Annotated in this window: 13 protein-coding genes and 1 other RNA gene; 9 read left to right on the top strand and 5 right to left on the bottom strand. The window is 72.4% G+C overall.

The window, feature by feature from the left end; genetic code table 11:
* Positions 1-80 precede the first annotated feature (80 nt).
* Together HCK04_RS04380 and HCK04_RS04375 are read left to right on the top strand one after the other, a co-directional pair.
* Positions 81-1046 carry a D-isomer specific 2-hydroxyacid dehydrogenase family protein gene (locus HCK04_RS04380; RefSeq protein ID WP_168065645.1) on the top strand — a complete coding sequence of 322 codons (966 nt, stop codon included), beginning with the start codon at positions 81-83 and terminating at the stop codon, positions 1044-1046.
* Between the two features lie 98 nt (positions 1047-1144).
* Complete coding sequence (locus HCK04_RS04375) at positions 1145-2815, top strand: thiamine pyrophosphate-binding protein (RefSeq protein ID WP_205829858.1); 1671 nt, start codon at positions 1145-1147, stop codon at positions 2813-2815.
* 4 nt (positions 2816-2819) lie between these two features.
* On the opposite strand, the gene HCK04_RS04370 is transcribed toward HCK04_RS04375, so the two are convergent.
* Positions 2820-3989, bottom strand: coding sequence for an MFS transporter (locus HCK04_RS04370; protein ID WP_142645584.1), 1170 nt, complete (start codon positions 3987-3989; stop codon positions 2820-2822).
* A 90-nt stretch (positions 3990-4079) separates the two neighbouring features.
* Between HCK04_RS04370 and HCK04_RS04365 the strand changes: the two genes are divergently transcribed.
* Positions 4080-4982, top strand: a complete 903-nt coding sequence (locus HCK04_RS04365; RefSeq protein ID WP_142645583.1) for a LysR family transcriptional regulator — start codon at positions 4080-4082, stop codon at positions 4980-4982.
* Between the two features lie 75 nt (positions 4983-5057).
* Here the strand turns inward: HCK04_RS04365 and HCK04_RS04360 are convergent, their stop codons facing one another.
* The 4 genes from HCK04_RS04360 to HCK04_RS04345 all read right to left on the bottom strand — a co-directional run bounded on the left by HCK04_RS04360 (position 5058) and on the right by HCK04_RS04345 (position 9793).
* Positions 5058-6383: a HAMP domain-containing sensor histidine kinase gene (locus HCK04_RS04360; protein WP_260617111.1), complete on the bottom strand. Its 1326-nt coding sequence runs from the start codon at positions 6381-6383 to the stop codon at positions 5058-5060.
* 229 nt (positions 6384-6612) lie between these two features.
* Positions 6613-7470 carry a GNAT family N-acetyltransferase gene (locus tag HCK04_RS04355; RefSeq protein WP_168065643.1) on the bottom strand — a complete coding sequence of 286 codons (858 nt, stop codon included), beginning with the start codon at positions 7468-7470 and terminating at the stop codon, positions 6613-6615.
* On the bottom strand, positions 7467-8639 hold the full coding sequence (locus HCK04_RS04350) for a M20/M25/M40 family metallo-hydrolase (protein ID WP_142645582.1): 1173 nt from the start codon (positions 8637-8639) through the stop codon (positions 7467-7469). The genes HCK04_RS04355 and HCK04_RS04350 overlap by 4 nt, the downstream gene beginning before the upstream one ends.
* An 11-nt stretch (positions 8640-8650) precedes the next feature.
* Positions 8651-9793 carry a dipeptidase gene (locus HCK04_RS04345; RefSeq protein WP_260617110.1) on the bottom strand — a complete coding sequence of 381 codons (1143 nt, stop codon included), beginning with the start codon at positions 9791-9793 and terminating at the stop codon, positions 8651-8653.
* 83 nt (positions 9794-9876) lie between these two features.
* On the opposite strand from HCK04_RS04345, the gene HCK04_RS04340 reads away from it, so the two are divergent.
* The 6 genes from HCK04_RS04340 to HCK04_RS04315 all read left to right on the top strand — a co-directional run.
* A complete protein-coding gene (locus tag HCK04_RS04340) occupies positions 9877-10728 on the top strand; it encodes a Nif3-like dinuclear metal center hexameric protein (protein WP_142645581.1) in 852 nt (283 codons plus the stop codon).
* Positions 10729-10738: 10 nt separating this feature from the next.
* Positions 10739-11479: a C4-type zinc ribbon domain-containing protein gene (locus HCK04_RS04335; RefSeq protein WP_142645580.1), complete on the top strand. Its 741-nt coding sequence runs from the start codon at positions 10739-10741 to the stop codon at positions 11477-11479.
* Positions 11480-11487: 8 nt separating this feature from the next.
* Positions 11488-12906, top strand: a complete 1419-nt coding sequence (locus HCK04_RS04330) for a bifunctional RNase H/acid phosphatase (protein WP_142645579.1) — start codon at positions 11488-11490, stop codon at positions 12904-12906.
* Between the two features lie 200 nt (positions 12907-13106).
* Positions 13107-14309: an erythromycin esterase family protein gene (locus tag HCK04_RS04325; protein ID WP_142645578.1), complete on the top strand. Its 1203-nt coding sequence runs from the start codon at positions 13107-13109 to the stop codon at positions 14307-14309.
* An 87-nt stretch (positions 14310-14396) separates the two neighbouring features.
* Positions 14397-14789, top strand: an RNA gene (gene rnpB, locus HCK04_RS04320) — RNase P RNA component class A.
* Positions 14790-15232: 443 nt separating this feature from the next.
* On the top strand, positions 15233-15714 hold a 482-nt coding region (locus HCK04_RS04315), incomplete at its 3' end, for a hypothetical protein (RefSeq protein ID WP_142645577.1).

Here is a 15714-nt window from a genome sequence, read left to right as displayed (position 1 = left end):
CTCCAAGGGATATAACGGACTATTGTCCCGCGCGGCCGCTGGCGGCGGCCGGAGCGGAGCTGAGGGGTGGGACGGTCCTCGTGACCGGCGCCGGCATCGACCCGGCGCTACTGGAGCCGCTCGCCAGGCAGGGGCTCACGGTGCGGCGGCGCGAGGCGCCGCTGACCGAGGACCTGCTCACGCGAGAGCTCCGGGGAGCGGTCGCCTACCTCCACGGAGGCGAGGAACGCGCGACCGCCCGGGTGCTGCGCGCGGCGCGCGAGACGCTGAAGGTCGTGGCCTTCCTCGGCGTCGGCTACGAGAACTTCGTCGACGTGGCGGCGGCCGACCGGCTGGGCATCGCCGTCACGAACACACGGGGCGCGGCCGTCGATGCGGTCGCGACGTTCACGGTCGCCCAGATCATCAACGCCGCCCTGGACATCCCCCGGCATCTGGGCGAGCGGGTCCCCGGTTGGCAGGGCTCCGACGAACTGCCCCACGAGCTCGCCGCCCGCAGCGTCGGCATCATCGGCATGGGCGCCAACGGCCGGCGGATCGCGGAGATCCTGCGGCGGGGCTTCGGCGTTCGCGTGTCCTACTACAGCCGCACCCGCAGGCCGGACGTCGAAAGCGACCTCGGCATCTCCTGCCTGCCCCTGCTCGACCTGGCCGCGGCCAGCGACATCCTCGTGGTCATGGTGCCGGAGACGGACGAGACCAGGTCGATGATCGACTCGTCGGTGATCGGCCGGATGCCGGAGGGCGCGATCCTCGTCAACACCGCACGCCCGGCCATCGTCAGTCCCGGCGCCCTTTACACCGGCCTGGAGAAGGGCCGCGTCAGCATGGCCGTCTTCGACGGCTTCTACGGCGCGGAATGCGCGGAGGCCGCAGAATTGCGGCGGGATTTTCCCGACCGTCTCCTGGTCACCGGACACATCGCCTCCCACACCGCCGAGACGATGCACCGCATGGTGCGCCAGGCCGTCAAGTCCATTGAGAATGTGCTGACCCGCGGATCGGACGAACACGAGGTGGGAACGCGTCCCCGTCCCCGTTTCTGAAAAATCGGCACGCGGACGGTAGGGCGGCGCGTGGAATGGGAACGCATTTCAGGAAACCACAAGGAAACTCCCTCCACTCTCTCCCCGGGAAGTGATACGTGGACGGCCATGACCCGATGCCCTCTGCGGCGACGATCACGACGCCCACGGGGGCGCGCGCCCTGGTCGAGGCGCTGAGGCTGCACGGCGTCGACACGATCTTCGGCATTCCGGGCACCCACAACCTGGCGATCTACGAGGAGCTCGACCGGTCGGGCGTGCGCTGCGTGACGCCCCGGCACGAGCAGGGCGCGGGATACGCCGCCGACGGATATGCCAGGGTGACCGGCAGGCCGGGCGTCGTCGTCACCACCACGGGACCCGGCGTGGTCAACGCGGCCACGGCCCTCGGGCAGGCCTACTCCGACTCCTCCCCGGTCCTGCTCGTCTCACCGGGCGTCCCCACCGGCCATCCCCGCGACGGCCGCGGCTACCTGCACGAGAGCAGGGACCAGACGCGGGCGATCGACGCGCTGTGCGCCTGGAGCCACCGCGTGACGACCGTGCGGGAGATTCCCGCCGCCGTCGCCCGCGCCTTCGGCCGCTTCACCGAGGGACGGCCCCGGCCGGTGCACATCGAGATCCCCTTCGACCTGCTCGACCTGACGAGCCCGGTCAAGATCGTCCCGCCGTACCGGATCACCCGCCGCGAGCCCGATCCCGCCGCTCTCGACGCGGCGGCCGGGCTGCTGCGCACGGCGCGCCGTCCGGGGTTCGTGCTCGGCGGCGGGGCCCAATGCCCGGGTGAACAGCGCTCGGGTGAGCGGCCCAAGGGCGAGGACGAGCCCCCTGCGGGGCGCCTGGCGATGCGCCTCGCCGAACGGCTGGGCGCGCGGGTCGTGACCACGGTCAACGGCAAGGGCACAGTGCCGGAGAGCCACCTGCTGGCGCTCGGCGCCACGCTGCACCTGGCGGCCGTCCGCCGGTGGCTCGCCGCGTGCGACGTCGTGCTGGCGGTCGGCACCGAGCTGGGCCCCGCCGACCTGTGGGACGACGCCTTCACCCTCTCCGGCCGCCTCGTACGCGTCGACATCGACCCGGGGCAGATGCACGGCGACCACGTGGCAGACGTGGCGATCGTCGCGGACGCGGAGCTCGCCCTGCGCGGGCTGGCCGAACGGCTCGACCGGCAGGGCGCCGTGCCGCGTCCCCGCCGGGAGCCGGAGCCCGGCCCCGGCCACGAGGCGGAGCTCGCGGAGCTCACCCGCAGGTGGTCGGGCCAGCTCGCGGCGCTGCGCCGGGCCCTGCCGCCGGAGAGCGTCGTGGTGGGCGACAACTCGATGTGCGTCTATCACGGCGCGCTCGTCGGCATGCCGATGGACCCGCCCGGGCGGTTCCTGTTCCCCACCGGGTTCGGCACGCTCGGCTTCGCGCTGCCCGCCGCCATCGGCGCCAAGCTCGGCCGGCCGCACCTCCCCGTGGTCGCGCTGGCCGGCGACGGGGCGTTCCAGTTCAGCCTCCAGGAGCTGGCGACGGCGGTGGAGCTGGAGCTGAGCCTGCCGGTCGTCGTCTTCGCCAACGGCGGCTTCGGGGAGATCCGCGAGGAGATGCGGGTGCGGGGCATGCGGCCGATCGCCGTCGACCTGCACGCGCCGGACTTCCCCGCGCTCGCCGTCGCGTACGGCGCGCGGGGTTGTGCCGTGAAGACGCCGGGGGAGCTGGAGGAGGCGGTCACCGAGGCCCTGCGCGTCCCGGTCCCCACGGTGATCGTGGTGCCCGAGGACGACTGACCCGTCACCGAGAGCCGGCGTCGCGAGCGGTCGTACCGCTGCTGCCCCAGATGCCGGCGAAGACGGCGGTGAGCGCGGCCAGGACCGCTCCCAGCCACATCACCCCGGAGATCGACAGACCGTCCACGACCCGGCCGCCGGCGAACGAGCCGAGCGCGACGGAGACGTTGAACGCGCCGACGAACAGCGCGGTGCCGAGCTCGCCGCCGCCCGTCCTCATGATCCATAGCTGCAGGGCGACGCCCACGCCGCCGTACCCGAGGCCCCACACGACCAGCATGACCAGAGGAAGGCCGGTCAGCGCGAGCGCGGCGGTGGCCACGGCGATCAGCACGGCCCGCGCGATCAGCACCGGCTTCGGGTTCCTGGCCGCTCGCGCGCCCCCGGCGAAGTTGCCGACCACCGCGGCGGCGCCGTAGACGAGCAGCGCGGTGCTGACGAGCCCGGGACCGGCGTGCGCGGCCTGCTCCAGGTAGGGCCGGACATAGGTGTAGGCGGCGAAGTGCCCGGTGATGATCAGCACGGTGGTGACCAGGACCACCTTGAGCGGTCCCGACCACGCGCCGCGGAAGCCGTCTCCACCCTCTTCTGCGGGCATCGGCGGCAGCACCGCGGCCAGCACCGCGAGCAGGATCAACGCCAGAGCGCCCAGGGCCGCGAACGCCGTGCGCCACCCCGCGTACGAGGCGACCAGCGCCGCCGCGGGGACGCCGAGCACCGACGCCACAGACACCCCGCTCAGGATGACAGAGGTGGCCCTGCCGACCGCCTCCTCGGGCACCAGGCGTGTGCCCAGACCGGCGGCGAAGGCCCAGAAGCCGCCGATGCTCACGCCGGTCAGCACCCGGGCGGCCAGCATGACGGGGAGGCTCGGAGCGAGCGCGCCCGCCAGATTGGCCGCCGCCAGCAGCGCCATCAGGCCGAGCAGCGGGACTCGCCGGTCGAGGCGGCGGGTGCTCAGGGCGATCACGGGGGCGGAGACGGCGGCGACCAGTCCGGGAAGGGAGACCATCAGCCCGGCGGTGCCGTCGGAGACCTTCAAGGAGGAGGCGATCGAGGTCAGCAGCCCGACGGGCAGCATCTCGCTGGTGACGATGGCGAAGGTGCCCATGGCGACGGTGGCGACGGCCGCCCAGCGCGCCCGGATCACGGGAGAGACGACGTTTACGGTCATGCTCCTCAGCCTTGTGATCGGCATTTCCCGGAACTATGACGAGGTTCGAAGGCTTGGTTTAGGTGAGCTAAGCGATCGAGGAGGAGCGAGATGGAGTTCAGGGAGCTGGAGTGCTTCATCGTGCTCAGCGAGGAGCTGCATTTCGCCCGTACCGCCGAGCGGCTGTACCTGTCTCCCGGCCGGGTGAGCCAGCTCATCGGGTCGCTGGAAGGCAGGATCGGCGGCCGGCTGTTCGACCGTACGAGCAGGCGGGTGTGCCTGACCCCCTTGGGTGAGCGCTTCCTCGCCGACCTGCGTCCCGCCTACGAGGGGCTCGCGGAGGCGGTGGCGCGTGCGACGGCCTCGGCCCGGGAGGTGGAGGGCGTGCTGCGGGTCGGGTTCCTGGCCACGCCCACGGAGATCGTCACCCAGAGCGTGGCCGCGTTCGAGCGGACGTATCCCGGCTGCGCGGTGGAGCTGATCGAGGTGCCTCTTTCCGACCCCTTCGGCAAGTTGCGTGAGGGGCGTGTGGACATCGCCTTCACACTGCTGCCACTGGAGGAACCGGACCTGGTGAGCGGGGCCGAGCTGAACCGCTGCCCGGTCGAGCTGGGGCTCTCGGTGCGGCATCCGCTGGCACGGCGCAAGAGCATCGACGCCGAGGAGCTGGCCTCACTCGCGCTGATCGGCCTGGACGAGCCCGCGCCGCGCCGCTGGCGGGAGCATGTGGCGCCCTCCTTCACCCCTTCCGGACGGCCGATTCCCAAGGCCGCGACGGTGGCCACCACGCAGGAGGGCCTGACCCAGGTGGCGTTGAACCGCGGCGGCATGCTGCTCTGCCGGCCGAGTGCGGAGCACCACCGGCGGCCGGACCTCGCGTTCGTGCCGGTCACCGGCCTGCCGCCCTCGACGCTCGGTCTGGCCTGGCTGCGCTCCCGGGAGACGGCGGCCATCCGCGCGTTCGACGACCTCGCGACGGGCCCGGCGCGGTGGCGTGGAACAGTGGCCGCCTAAGAACCTGTGGCCGCCTGAGGAAGCGTGGCCGCCTGAGGGACGCTGGCGCCTGACGGACGGTGGGCGGCTGATCCCTCAGTGGCCGGGGGCGAGTGGGATGCGCGCCACGAAGCGGGCACCTTGGTCGCTGTCCTCGATCGTGAGCGTCCCCTTGTGCGCCTGGGCGATCTGACGGGCGATGGACAGCCCGAGACCGGTGCCTCCGGCGTCCTTCGTACGGGCGGCGTCGAGCCGGGTGAAGCGCTGGAAGACCAGCTCCCGCTGGTCGGGCGGGATGCCCGCGCCGTCGTCGAGCACCTCCAGCACGCCCTTGCCGTCCTCCCGCCGCACGGTCACGGTGATCCGGGACACCGCGTGCCGCTCGGCGTTGTCGAGCAGGTTGTTGAGCAGGCGCGCCAGGGCCAGCCGGTCGCCGACGACGACCACGCGGGGCTCCAGGTGCCGCACCACCTCCACCTTGCGCGACCTGCGGTCGAGCTCGCGGGCGACGAGCGTGCCGAGGTCGACGGGCTCGCAGGGGGGTGGCGCGGCCGAGTCGAGCTGGGCGAGCTGGAGCAGGTCGGTCACGAGCGCCTGCAGGCGGTCGCAACTGGCCAGCAGGGCGTGCCCGGTGGCCGGCCAGTCCGCCTCCTCGCTGTGCAGCAACGCCTCCTCGATCTCCGTACGCATCGCGGTCAGCGGGCTGCGCAGGTCGTGAGAGGCGTCGGAGGCGAAGCGCCGCTGCCGCTCGACGGCCGCCTCCGCTCGGTCGAGGGTCTGGTTGGCGGTCTCGGCGAGCCGCCGGATCTCGTCGTGATATTTCGGCACCGGCACGCGCTGGCTCAGGTCGGTCGCGGTGATCCTGGCCAGCTTGCTCGTGATCGCCTCCACCGGCATGAGCGCCTTGCGCACGGTCTGGTAGGTGCCGAGCGCGGTGAGCATGATCAGCAGGAGCGAACCGCCGAGCAGCGCAGCCAGCAGCGGGCCGTTGACGTACCACGGCACGGTGTCGTCGGCTGCGTAGATCGTCCACAGGCCGCCGTCGTTGTGGAAGCGGAACGCGACGATGATCATGCACCGGTCCGGGAACGCCGGGGAGTCGCACATCACCTTGCTCGTCTCCGGGGTCGTCAGCTCCGGCCGGAACGCGGCCATGCGCGGGCGGCCGACCAGGGTGTCGCTGACCGAGACGATCTTGCCGGAGTTGTCGATCATCTGCACGCCGGCCACGCCCGGGTCGAGCAGCACCGGAGGCAGCCGGTCGCGTTTCGCCTGGTAGGCGAGGCGTACGGCGTTGGCGGAGATCTCGTCGATCTTGTAGCGCTCGGCGGTGCCGTGCAGCACGCCGAGGACCAGCAGCACGGCGACGGCGCACAGCAGCGCCATCACCGCGCTCGCCAGCACCGTCAAGCGAATCCGCACCGAGGATCCCCGCCACCTGCTCATCTGATTCCCCCCGGTAATCAGATGATCAATAAGGCCACGTGGCCGCCGCCCGGCGTCACTACCCGGCTCACCTGGCACGTTACCTCCGCCGGTGATCGCCGCCGTGACCGGGACGCCGCCGTCCGATCCGATCCCTACCCAGTCCGGCCCCTCAGCAGCGCCCCGCCGGCGTCACCCGTCTCACCGCGATCTCATCCTGCCCGTCTCACTCTGCGGCGGGGGAGCGCCGCTCGACGACGTAGCAGCCGTCGGCGAAGCCCGTCACCGCGCGGCCCCGCGCCATCAGCCCCCCCAGCACCTCGCGTACGGCGTGCCGCCAGGCCTTGGCCGTCTCCGGGGCGGTGCGGCGCAGGGTCTCCACGTCGGCGGGTGCGGCGACGAGCACGGCCGGGCCGTCCGCGGGCAGGGTCACCGGCCGCCCGTCCCGCTCGGTGAGCACGGCCACCGCGCCGTCCGCGGCAGCGGGCCGGAACGGCAGGCCGTCGCATGCTCGCGCCACCTGTGGATCGCCCAGCCGCCACGCCATGAGGACCCGGTCGGACTCGTCGCCGGCGTTCAGCGCGTCGCCCATCGGGCCGTAGAAGTCGGGCAGGTACTCCTCCGGCAGGGCGGCCAGCTTGGCCAGGTTGAAGTGGGCGTTGCGGCGCACGAGGGGATCGAAGGTCCAGGTGATCCGGCTCAGCCCGCGCTCCACAGCCCAGGCCCGCTGGTGCAGCTTGAGCGCGAAGCCGGCGCCGGGCCGTACGGCGCCGGTCACGTGCGAGTGCAGCGCCTGGCCCGCCGGAGCGGCGAGGAAGGCGACGGCGGCCCCGACGAGGTCCCCGCCGTCGAACGCCCCGGCGACGTATCCGCCCGCGTGCGACAGCGCCCGCATCAGCTCCACCGTGATCGGCGGGTTCCACGGCTCCGGACGCCAGATGTCGTCGAACAGCCGCACCACCCGCTCGAACTCGGCGATCGTGCGCAGCTCGGCGACCCGCAGACCGTGCCGCCCGGCCGCTCGGGCCGCCTGGCCCCACGCGGCGACGGGGTCCCGCGCGGCGACGGGGTCGCACGGGTTCACGTGGTCTCCCCGGCGGCCGGTCTCAGGTCCTGCGGCGCGGTGTCGATGCCGCCGTTGACGGGCCTGCCGTTGACGGGCCCGCCCGACAGCACATACTCGGCCAGCGCCGCGACCAGGCGGGCGCGGGCCGGCATCTCGGCGACCAGCACGTGCTCGTTCGCGGCGTGCGCGCCGCCTCCCACCGCGCCGAGGCCGTCGAGTGTCGGGCAGCCCACCCCGGCGGTGAAGTTGCCGTCCGAGCCGCCGCCGACCGACGCCCCGCGCAGCGGCGCCATGCCCAGCTCGGCGGCGAGCCGTACGGCGACCTCGAAGAGCCCGGCGGAGGCGGCGGGGTCGAGGGGCGGGCGGTTCGGCCCGCCGCGCAGCTCCAGCCGGACGCCCGGGGTGCGCGGGGTCAGCGCGCGCATCAGCTCGTCCACCCGGCGCTGCGCCGCGCGGTCCGGCACGCGGACGTCGACCGCCACCCGGCCCCGGGCCGGCACCGTGTTGGTGCTCGTCCCCGCCGTCAGCATGGTGGGGGTCACCGACGTCGCCCCCGCCCTGGACGACGAGTCGACCTGGGCGGCGATGCCCGCGATGGCCAGCACCTGGTGGGCCAGCTCGACGCCGGCGTTGGCCCCCAGCTCGGGTTCGAGACCGGCGTGCGCGGCCCGGCCGTGCACGGTCAGCTCGTAGCGCGAGATGCCCTTGCGCGCCGTCTTCAGCGCGCCGCCGTCCGCGCTGGCCTCCAGCACGAACGCGGCGGCGCACCGCGACGCGATCGACTCGATCAGCGGGCGGGAGGTCGGCGAGCCGAGCTCCTCGTCGCCGACGACGAGCACGGTCAGCCCGTCGGGGGACGGCAGCGAGGCGACCGCGTGGAAGAGCTGCACGAGACCGGCCTTCATGTCGAACACGCCCGGCCCCCGCGCCACCCCGTCCCGCACCGACCAGGGGTGCTCGCGCAGCGTGCCGATCGGCCAGACCGTGTCGTGGTGGCCGAGCAGCAGGACCCGCGGCCGGCCGAACGACCAGCGCAGATGGGTGACCCCGTCGATGACGAGGGTCTCCGGCTCGGCCCCCAGCAGCCTGCGGCCCAACGCCCCCACGACGCGGGCGCTGCGCGCCACCGCCTCGTGGTCGGTGGAGTAGGACTCGCAGAGCACCAGCTCCTCAAGGTCGGCCAGCATGGCCTCCAGGTTCACGGTCGCGGCCGTTCCGGTTCGGGTCGTTCCCGGCCCTCGACCGGCCCGTCCTGGGCGAGCCCGTGAGCGGGCCTGTCATGGGCGGGGCGGCCCAGCTCGGCGCGGAACAGGCGCATCACGTTGGCGCCCAGGATCTTCTGGATCTCCTCCTCGGAGAATCCCCGCTTGACCAGCGCGTCGGTCACCAGCGGCAGGCCGCGCGGGCCCTCCAGCCCGGGGACGGCGGCGTTGGAGTCGATCCCGGAATAGCTGAAGCCCTCGCAGCACGGCGGGGTGAGGTCCTCGTTCACCTCGCGCATGAAGTCGGGGCCGAGGCCCACGTGGTCGATGCCGGCGACGCCCGCGATGTGCTCGATGTGGTCCACGAGATGGTCGATCGTGGCCGAGCGGGCGTCCTCGGTGAGGAAGGCGGCGAGGAAGTTCACGCACACGACGCCGCCGCCCGCGGCGACGCCCCTGAGCTGCTCGTCCGTGAGGTTCCTGTGATGGTCGCGCAGGGCGCGGGCGGAGGAGTGGGTCGCGATGACGGGCCGGGTCGCGATCTCCAGCACGTGCGCGACGCCCGTGGCGCCCAGGTGCGAGATGTCGAAGAGCATGCCGAGCCGCTCCATCTCGCGCAGCGCCTCGACGCCGTGGCTGGTGAGCCTGGAGCCGGTGCCGTCCTGGCCGCTGCCGTCGGCGAGAGCCGTACGGCCCCAGTGGGCGATCGAGGCGACGCGGACCCCGAGGCGGTGCAGGGTCGGGATCAGCTCGACGCTCTCGTCGATCCCCGGCATGCTCTCCAGCGCGAGCACGAGGGCGATCCTGCCGAGGGCGAGGGCCTCGTCGATCTGCTGCCCGTCGTGGCACAGCGCGACCGCGTCGGGGCTGCCCTCGGCCAGCACGTGGGCGCACTCGATCATCCGCAGGGTCTGGCGCAGCGCGCCCTCCGGGCGGAACTGGCTCTCCACGAACACGGGCAGCACCTGCACGTCGACGCCGCCCTCGACGAGCTGCGGGAGCCACCGCTCGCGGAAGAACGAGGCCCACATCGCGGGAGGCCGGGCCGAGACGGCCATGAGCAGGTCGTTGTGGGTCTCGGCCACCACGGACCTGACGTGCAGGCTCTGCTGATCAACGGGCACGGTGTCGACGGGCACGCGGGGAATCCTTCCTGACGGCGGGGTCAATGGGGACGTTACTCTTTCCGGATCGTTCCGCCAGCAGGCTGTAGTGTGCGCGGGTGGAATCGATCTCCTGCACCCTCGCCGAGGTGGTCGAGTGCCTGGAGGCGCTGTACGACCCCTCGTGGGCCGAGTCCTGGGACGCGGTGGGCCTCGTCTGCGGCGACCCGGAGCAGGCCGTACGGAAGGTCCTGTTCGCGGTCGACCCGGTCGCCGTGGTCGTGGACGAGGCCCTCGGCTGGGGGGCCGACCTCGTCGTGACCCACCACCCGCTCTATCTGCGCGGCACCACGAGCGTCGCCGCCACCACCTTCAAGGGCCGGGTCGTGCACCGGCTCATCCGCGGCGGCGCCGCGCTCTACGCCGCGCACACCAACGCCGACGTCGCCGATCCCGGGGTCTCCGACGCGCTCGCGCGGGCCATCGGCCTGACCGGGGATCTGCGGCCCCTCCAGCCCTCCGCCGACGACCCGCGGCGCGGGCTCGGCCGGATCGGCGACCTGCCCGCTCCGATGCCGCTGGGGGAGTTCGCGGCGCTGGCCGCCTCGGGCCTGCCCCGTACGGCGGGGCCGCTGCGGGTCGCGGGAGATCCCGGCAGGCCGGTGCGGACCGTCGCCGTCTGCGGCGGCGCGGGCGACTCCCTGCTGGGCACGGCCAGGGCCGCGGGCGTGGACGTCTTCCTCACGGCCGATCTGCGGCACCACCCGGCGAGCGAGCACATGGAGGCGGACGGGCCCGCGCTGGTCGACGCCTCCCACTGGGCCACCGAATGGCCGTGGCTGGCCGACGCCGCCCGGCGGCTGACGTCAGCGTTGGCGGCCAGGGGCATTACTGTTGAGGCGCGCGTCTCGGACGCCGTCACCGACGCCTGGACGGCGACGACCACCGACTTGGACCCCCGAGCATCTTGAGGGATTTGGGATGAAGGCCGCACCTGAAGCACAGAAGCGTCTGCTCGATCTCGCTGAGCTCGACACCGGACTCGACCGGCTGCGGCACCGCCGCCGCAACCTGCCGGAGCTCGCCGAGATCGACGAGCTGTCCAAGAGGCTGGCCCAGGTCTCCACGCAGATCATCGCCGCCGAGACCGAGGCCGGCGATCTCGCCCGCGACCAGGCCAAGGCCGAGTCGGACGTGGACGCCGTACGCGTCCGGGTCGAGCGCGACCAGAAGCGCCTCGACTCCGGGCAGGTCTCCTCGCCCAAGGACCTGGCGAGCCTCCAGTCCGAGATCGTCTCCCTGCGGCGCAGGCAGTCGGACCTGGAGGAGGTCGTGCTGGAGATCATGGAGCGCCGGGAGGCGGCCGACGCCCGGGTCACCACCCTCAAGGCCGAGCGCGAAGAGGTCACCGGCACGCTGCGCGCCGCCGAGGACCGCAGGGACGCGGCGTTCGCCGAGATCGACAAGGAGGCCGGCGAGCTGACGTCCGGCCGGTCCGCGATCACCGCCGACGTCCCCTCCGATCTGCTCGGGCTCTACGAGAAGATGCGCGAGCAGACCGGCGTCGGCGCCGCCATGCTGCACGGCGGCCGGTGCCTCGGCTGCCGTACGAGCCTGTCGATCGCCGACCTCAACCGGATCCGGGCCGCCGCCCACGACGAGGTGGTCCGCTGCGAGGAGTGCCGCCGGATCCTGGTGCGTACGGCCGAGTCGGGTCTGTGACGGCGGCGATGGGCGCCACCAGGGGGTTCATCGTCGAGGCCGACGGCGGGTCGCGGGGCAACCCGGGCCCGGCCGGATACGGCGCGGTGGTCAAGGACGACGCCGGCCAGGTGCTCGCCGAGGTGGCCGAGTCGATCGGCACCGCGACCAACAACGTGGCCGAATATCGCGGCCTGATCGCCGGGCTCCGGGCGCTGCTCGCGCTCGGCGTCGAGGGCGCGCGGGTCGAGGTGCGGATGGACTCCAAGCTGGTCATCGAGCAGATGGCCGGCCGGTGGAAGGTCAAGCACGAGGGCCTGCGACCGCTCGCCCTGGAGGCGGCGGGCCTGGCCCGGCGGTTCCGGGTGACCTGGACGTGGGTTCCGCGCGAGCGCAACAGCCACGCCGACCGGCTCGCGAACGAGGCGATGGACGCGGCGGCCCGCGGGGAGACCTGGCAGGCGAGCGAGATCACCTCCGCGCCGGGGTCCGCCACTGCCGTCGAGCCGCCTAACACCGACGCGCCCACGCTGTTCGACCCGCCCTCCGCTGGCCCTGGTCCTGCCGCCCCTGGTCCTGCCGCGCCTGCTTCGGGCGCTTCCGCTCCCGCCGTGTCCGCTTCACCCGGCTCCGCCTCGCCCGGCGCTGTTTCGGCCGCGCCTGCTTCGCCCGGCTATGCTTCGACCGGCTCTGCTCTGGCCGGAGCCGGCGGGCGTACGGGGTCTCCCGGCGCGGCCGGTGCGCGGGCCGTCGGCGGAGACGCGGGCACAGCGGCCGGAACCGCCACGTCCCACGACCGGCGCGGGCACGGATGGATGCCGCGCGCCACCCGTGTCGCCACGTCGCTGCTCCTGCTCAGGCACGGACAGACGCCGCTGTCGGTGGAGAAGCGGTTCTCCGGGCTCGGAGACCCGTCGCTCACCCCTACTGGCCTCGCGCAGGCCGAGGCCGCCGCCCTGCGCCTGTCGCGGGAGCCGTACGAGGTCGAGGTGATCGTCACCTCCCCGCTCGCCCGCGCCCGGCAGACGGCCGAGGCGGTCGCCGCCCGTACGGGCCTGCAGGTGCTGGTCGACGACGACCTCCGCGAGACCGACTTCGGCGACTGGGAGGGGCACACGTTCGCGGAGATCCAGCAGCGCTGGCCCCGCGAACTGGCGGCCTGGCTGGCCGACCCCGACGTCGCGCCGCCCGGTGGGGAGAGCTTCGCGTCGACCGCCCGGAGGGTCGAGCAGGCGAGGGACCGCATCGTGAAGGCCCACGAGGGCCGCAGCGTCGTCGTGGTCTCGCACGTGACCCCGATCAAGATGCTGGTCCGCTTCGCGCTGGGCGCTCCGCCCGAGGCCCTGTATCGGATGCACCTCGACCTGGCCTGCCTGTCGGCGATCGACTACTACGCCGACGGCCCGGCCGTCGTACGGGCGCTCAACGACACCGCCCACCTCACCTGACGCCGTCCCGCTCAAGGGGACTGAACGCCGCGGGATCGCACGCTTGAAGCCGTGCCCCCGCGGCGTCGGCGTTTTCCGGCCCGGACGAGCCGTCGCCGTACGTCGAGGGCCTGAAGTCGATAGTTGAGGGTTTTCTCCTCTTATCCTGGCGATTCGCCGGATAAGTCTTCATTCGAATGTTCAACGATACCGTTGAAGGTATGGATATCGGCATCAAGGACGCCGTTCACGCCGTCGAGGCCGCCTCCGTGATGAGGCTGCTCCCAGGCCGGCCGCGGCTGCTCGCCCTGGGCGAGCCCACTCACGGCGAAGACCTCCTGCTCGACGTACGCAACGAGCTCTTCCGGCAGCTCGTGGAGCAGGAGGGCTACCGGACGATCGGCATCGAGAGCGACTGCCTCATGGGCCTGGTCGTGGACGACTACGTCACCTCGGGCACGGGCAGCCTCGACGAGGTCATGGAACGCGGCTTCAGCCACGGGTGGGGAGCCTCCGCGGCCAACCGGGAGCTGGTGCGCTGGATGCGCGCGTACAACGAGGACAGGCCCGCGTCCGAGCGGCTGCGCTTCGCCGGTCTCGACGGTCCGCTGGAGATCGGCCACGCGGCGAGCCCCCGGCAGGCCCTCACCGCCCTCCACGGCTATCTCGCGGCCCACGTGGACACGGATCTGCTCCCCTGCGACGTGGAGACGCTCGACCGCCTGCTCGGCTCCGACGACCGCTGGGCCAATCCCGCCACGATGATGGATCCGTCCCAGTCGGTGGGGCAGTCGGCCGAGGCCAGGCGGCTTCGACTGCTCGCCGACGATCTCGTCGCGCTGCTCGACGCGGAGACGCCGCAGCTGATCGCCCGATCCTCCCGGGACGACTGGGAGCGGGCACGCCTGTACGGCCGCGCCGCCACCGGCCTGCTCCGCTACCACCACTGGATGGCCGACACCTCGCCCGGCCGGATGTCACGGCTGCTGGGCCTGCGGAGCTCGATGATCGCCGCCAACATGCTCGCCGTCGCCGAGCGGGGCCCGGCGCTGGTCCACGCCCACAACGCGCACTTCCAGCGGGACAAGAGCTCGATGCGGATGGGCGACCTGCCGTTCGAGTGGTGGAGCTCGGGCGCGATCGTGAGAGCCCACCTGGGTGAGGAGTTCGCCTTCCTGGCCACGGCCCTCGGCACGATCCGGCACCAGGGCGTGGACGCCCCGCCCCCGGACACCCTCGAAGGGCTCCTCTACACGCTCCCCGACGACGGCTACGTCATCGACGCCCGCCGCCTGGCCGCCGCCCTGGGCGACGCGCGGCCCGCCCCCCGTGTGTCCCCCTGGTTCGGCTATGCCCCGCTCGACCCGGCCCACCTCGCCGCGTACGACGGGCTCGTGTTCGTCAAGGACGTCACCCGCAGCTGACCGCGCGTGCGCCGGGGAAGCCCTCACATGATCCTCGGCCGGTCCGGGGAATGTTTCGGCAGCCGCTAGGCTTATCTTCACGGTGGACGAGCCGGCCGGGCGGCCGCGTCAGGGCCTCACGGCCCTGCCGAGGAAGGTCCGGGCTCCACAGGGCAGGGTGGTCGGTAACGCCGACCCGGGGCGACCCGCGGGACAGTGCCACAGAAAACAGACCGCCCCCCTCGCGGGGGTAAGGGTGAAACGGTGGTGTAAGAGACCACCAGCGCCCACGGTGACGTGGGCGGCTCGGTAAACCCCACCCGGAGCAAGGTCAAGAAGGGACGTTCTCCGGAACGTCCCGCGCGCGACGTTCGAGGGCTGCCCGCCCGAGCCGCGCGGGTAGACCGCTTGAGGCCGCCGGCAACGGCGGTCCTAGATGGATGGCCGCCGGTCAGCCTTCACGGCTGATCACAGAACCCGGCCTACAGGCCGACTCGTCCACCTTCAGCCCCTCTGACCTGGTCCTACTTCCGGATCACTCCTGCTCGGGGCACATCGAGCTCCGAATCGCGATCGTGTTGCGACTTCGCCTACGTCTTCAAACGGCCTTCGGCGTATTGCTGTGAGGAGAGGTCCGGCGGGGACTATTCAGGATGCCGGTCGTGCATCACGCGTACGGACCTCCCGCCTACCGCCTCGTACTCCCGCCGGTTTGGCCGCGCCTCGGGTGCCCTCTCAGCACCGTTTGTCGGGATGAGATCACTTTAATGTGCAGGGACGAAGGGAAGGACGCAAGCACAAGAGGGGCGGCAGGCTCGGCGATTCAGAGCAGAAGGCGGGCCACCAAGGAGGAGGACCCGCCGGGGAAGGGATCGGCAGGAGAGGGGCTGTTGCTCGAGCGGTAGACGAGAGATCAGGGCAGAGCCGAACGGTAGCGTCGGCGCATGGCCGATGCTGCCCTCAAGGTGCTCGATCTCACCGTTCACGCTGACCACGGGCAGTTCGTTCTCCAGGACCCTGAGCCTTACGGCGCCTGGGTTCGTGATTCACCGGCCGAGCGGGATCTGCCGCCAGCCGGTTGGACCCATGAGGCTGTACAGCTTCACCGAATCGCTGTCGATCCATATTCGATCGCGGTTGGAACGGCACGCAGCGATATCGTCATCGTCAGGCTACGGCTACATCGCGCCGCGGTCCGAGCTGACCTCAGCGAGGCCGAGCACGTTGTTGAGGCCGACCTCGACCTGCCCACAGGGAATCTCTGCGTATACGGCCCGGCTGACGATCCCGGAGACGAGCAACTCATCGTCATTGCCGGTGGACGGTACAGAGTGCGGGTGTCTTACCTTCCTGCTGATCCTCCAGAGCAAGCCGGCCCCTACGAAATCGGCGAGCATTTCCTCTATCAGATCGACCTGTGGCCATC

This window comes from Microbispora sp. CL1-1 (assembly GCF_012034195.1).
Taxonomy (GTDB): domain Bacteria; phylum Actinomycetota; class Actinomycetes; order Streptosporangiales; family Streptosporangiaceae; genus Microbispora.
Note: the sequence above shows the minus strand (reverse complement) of the source record. Positions and strands in the feature narration are given on the sequence as shown.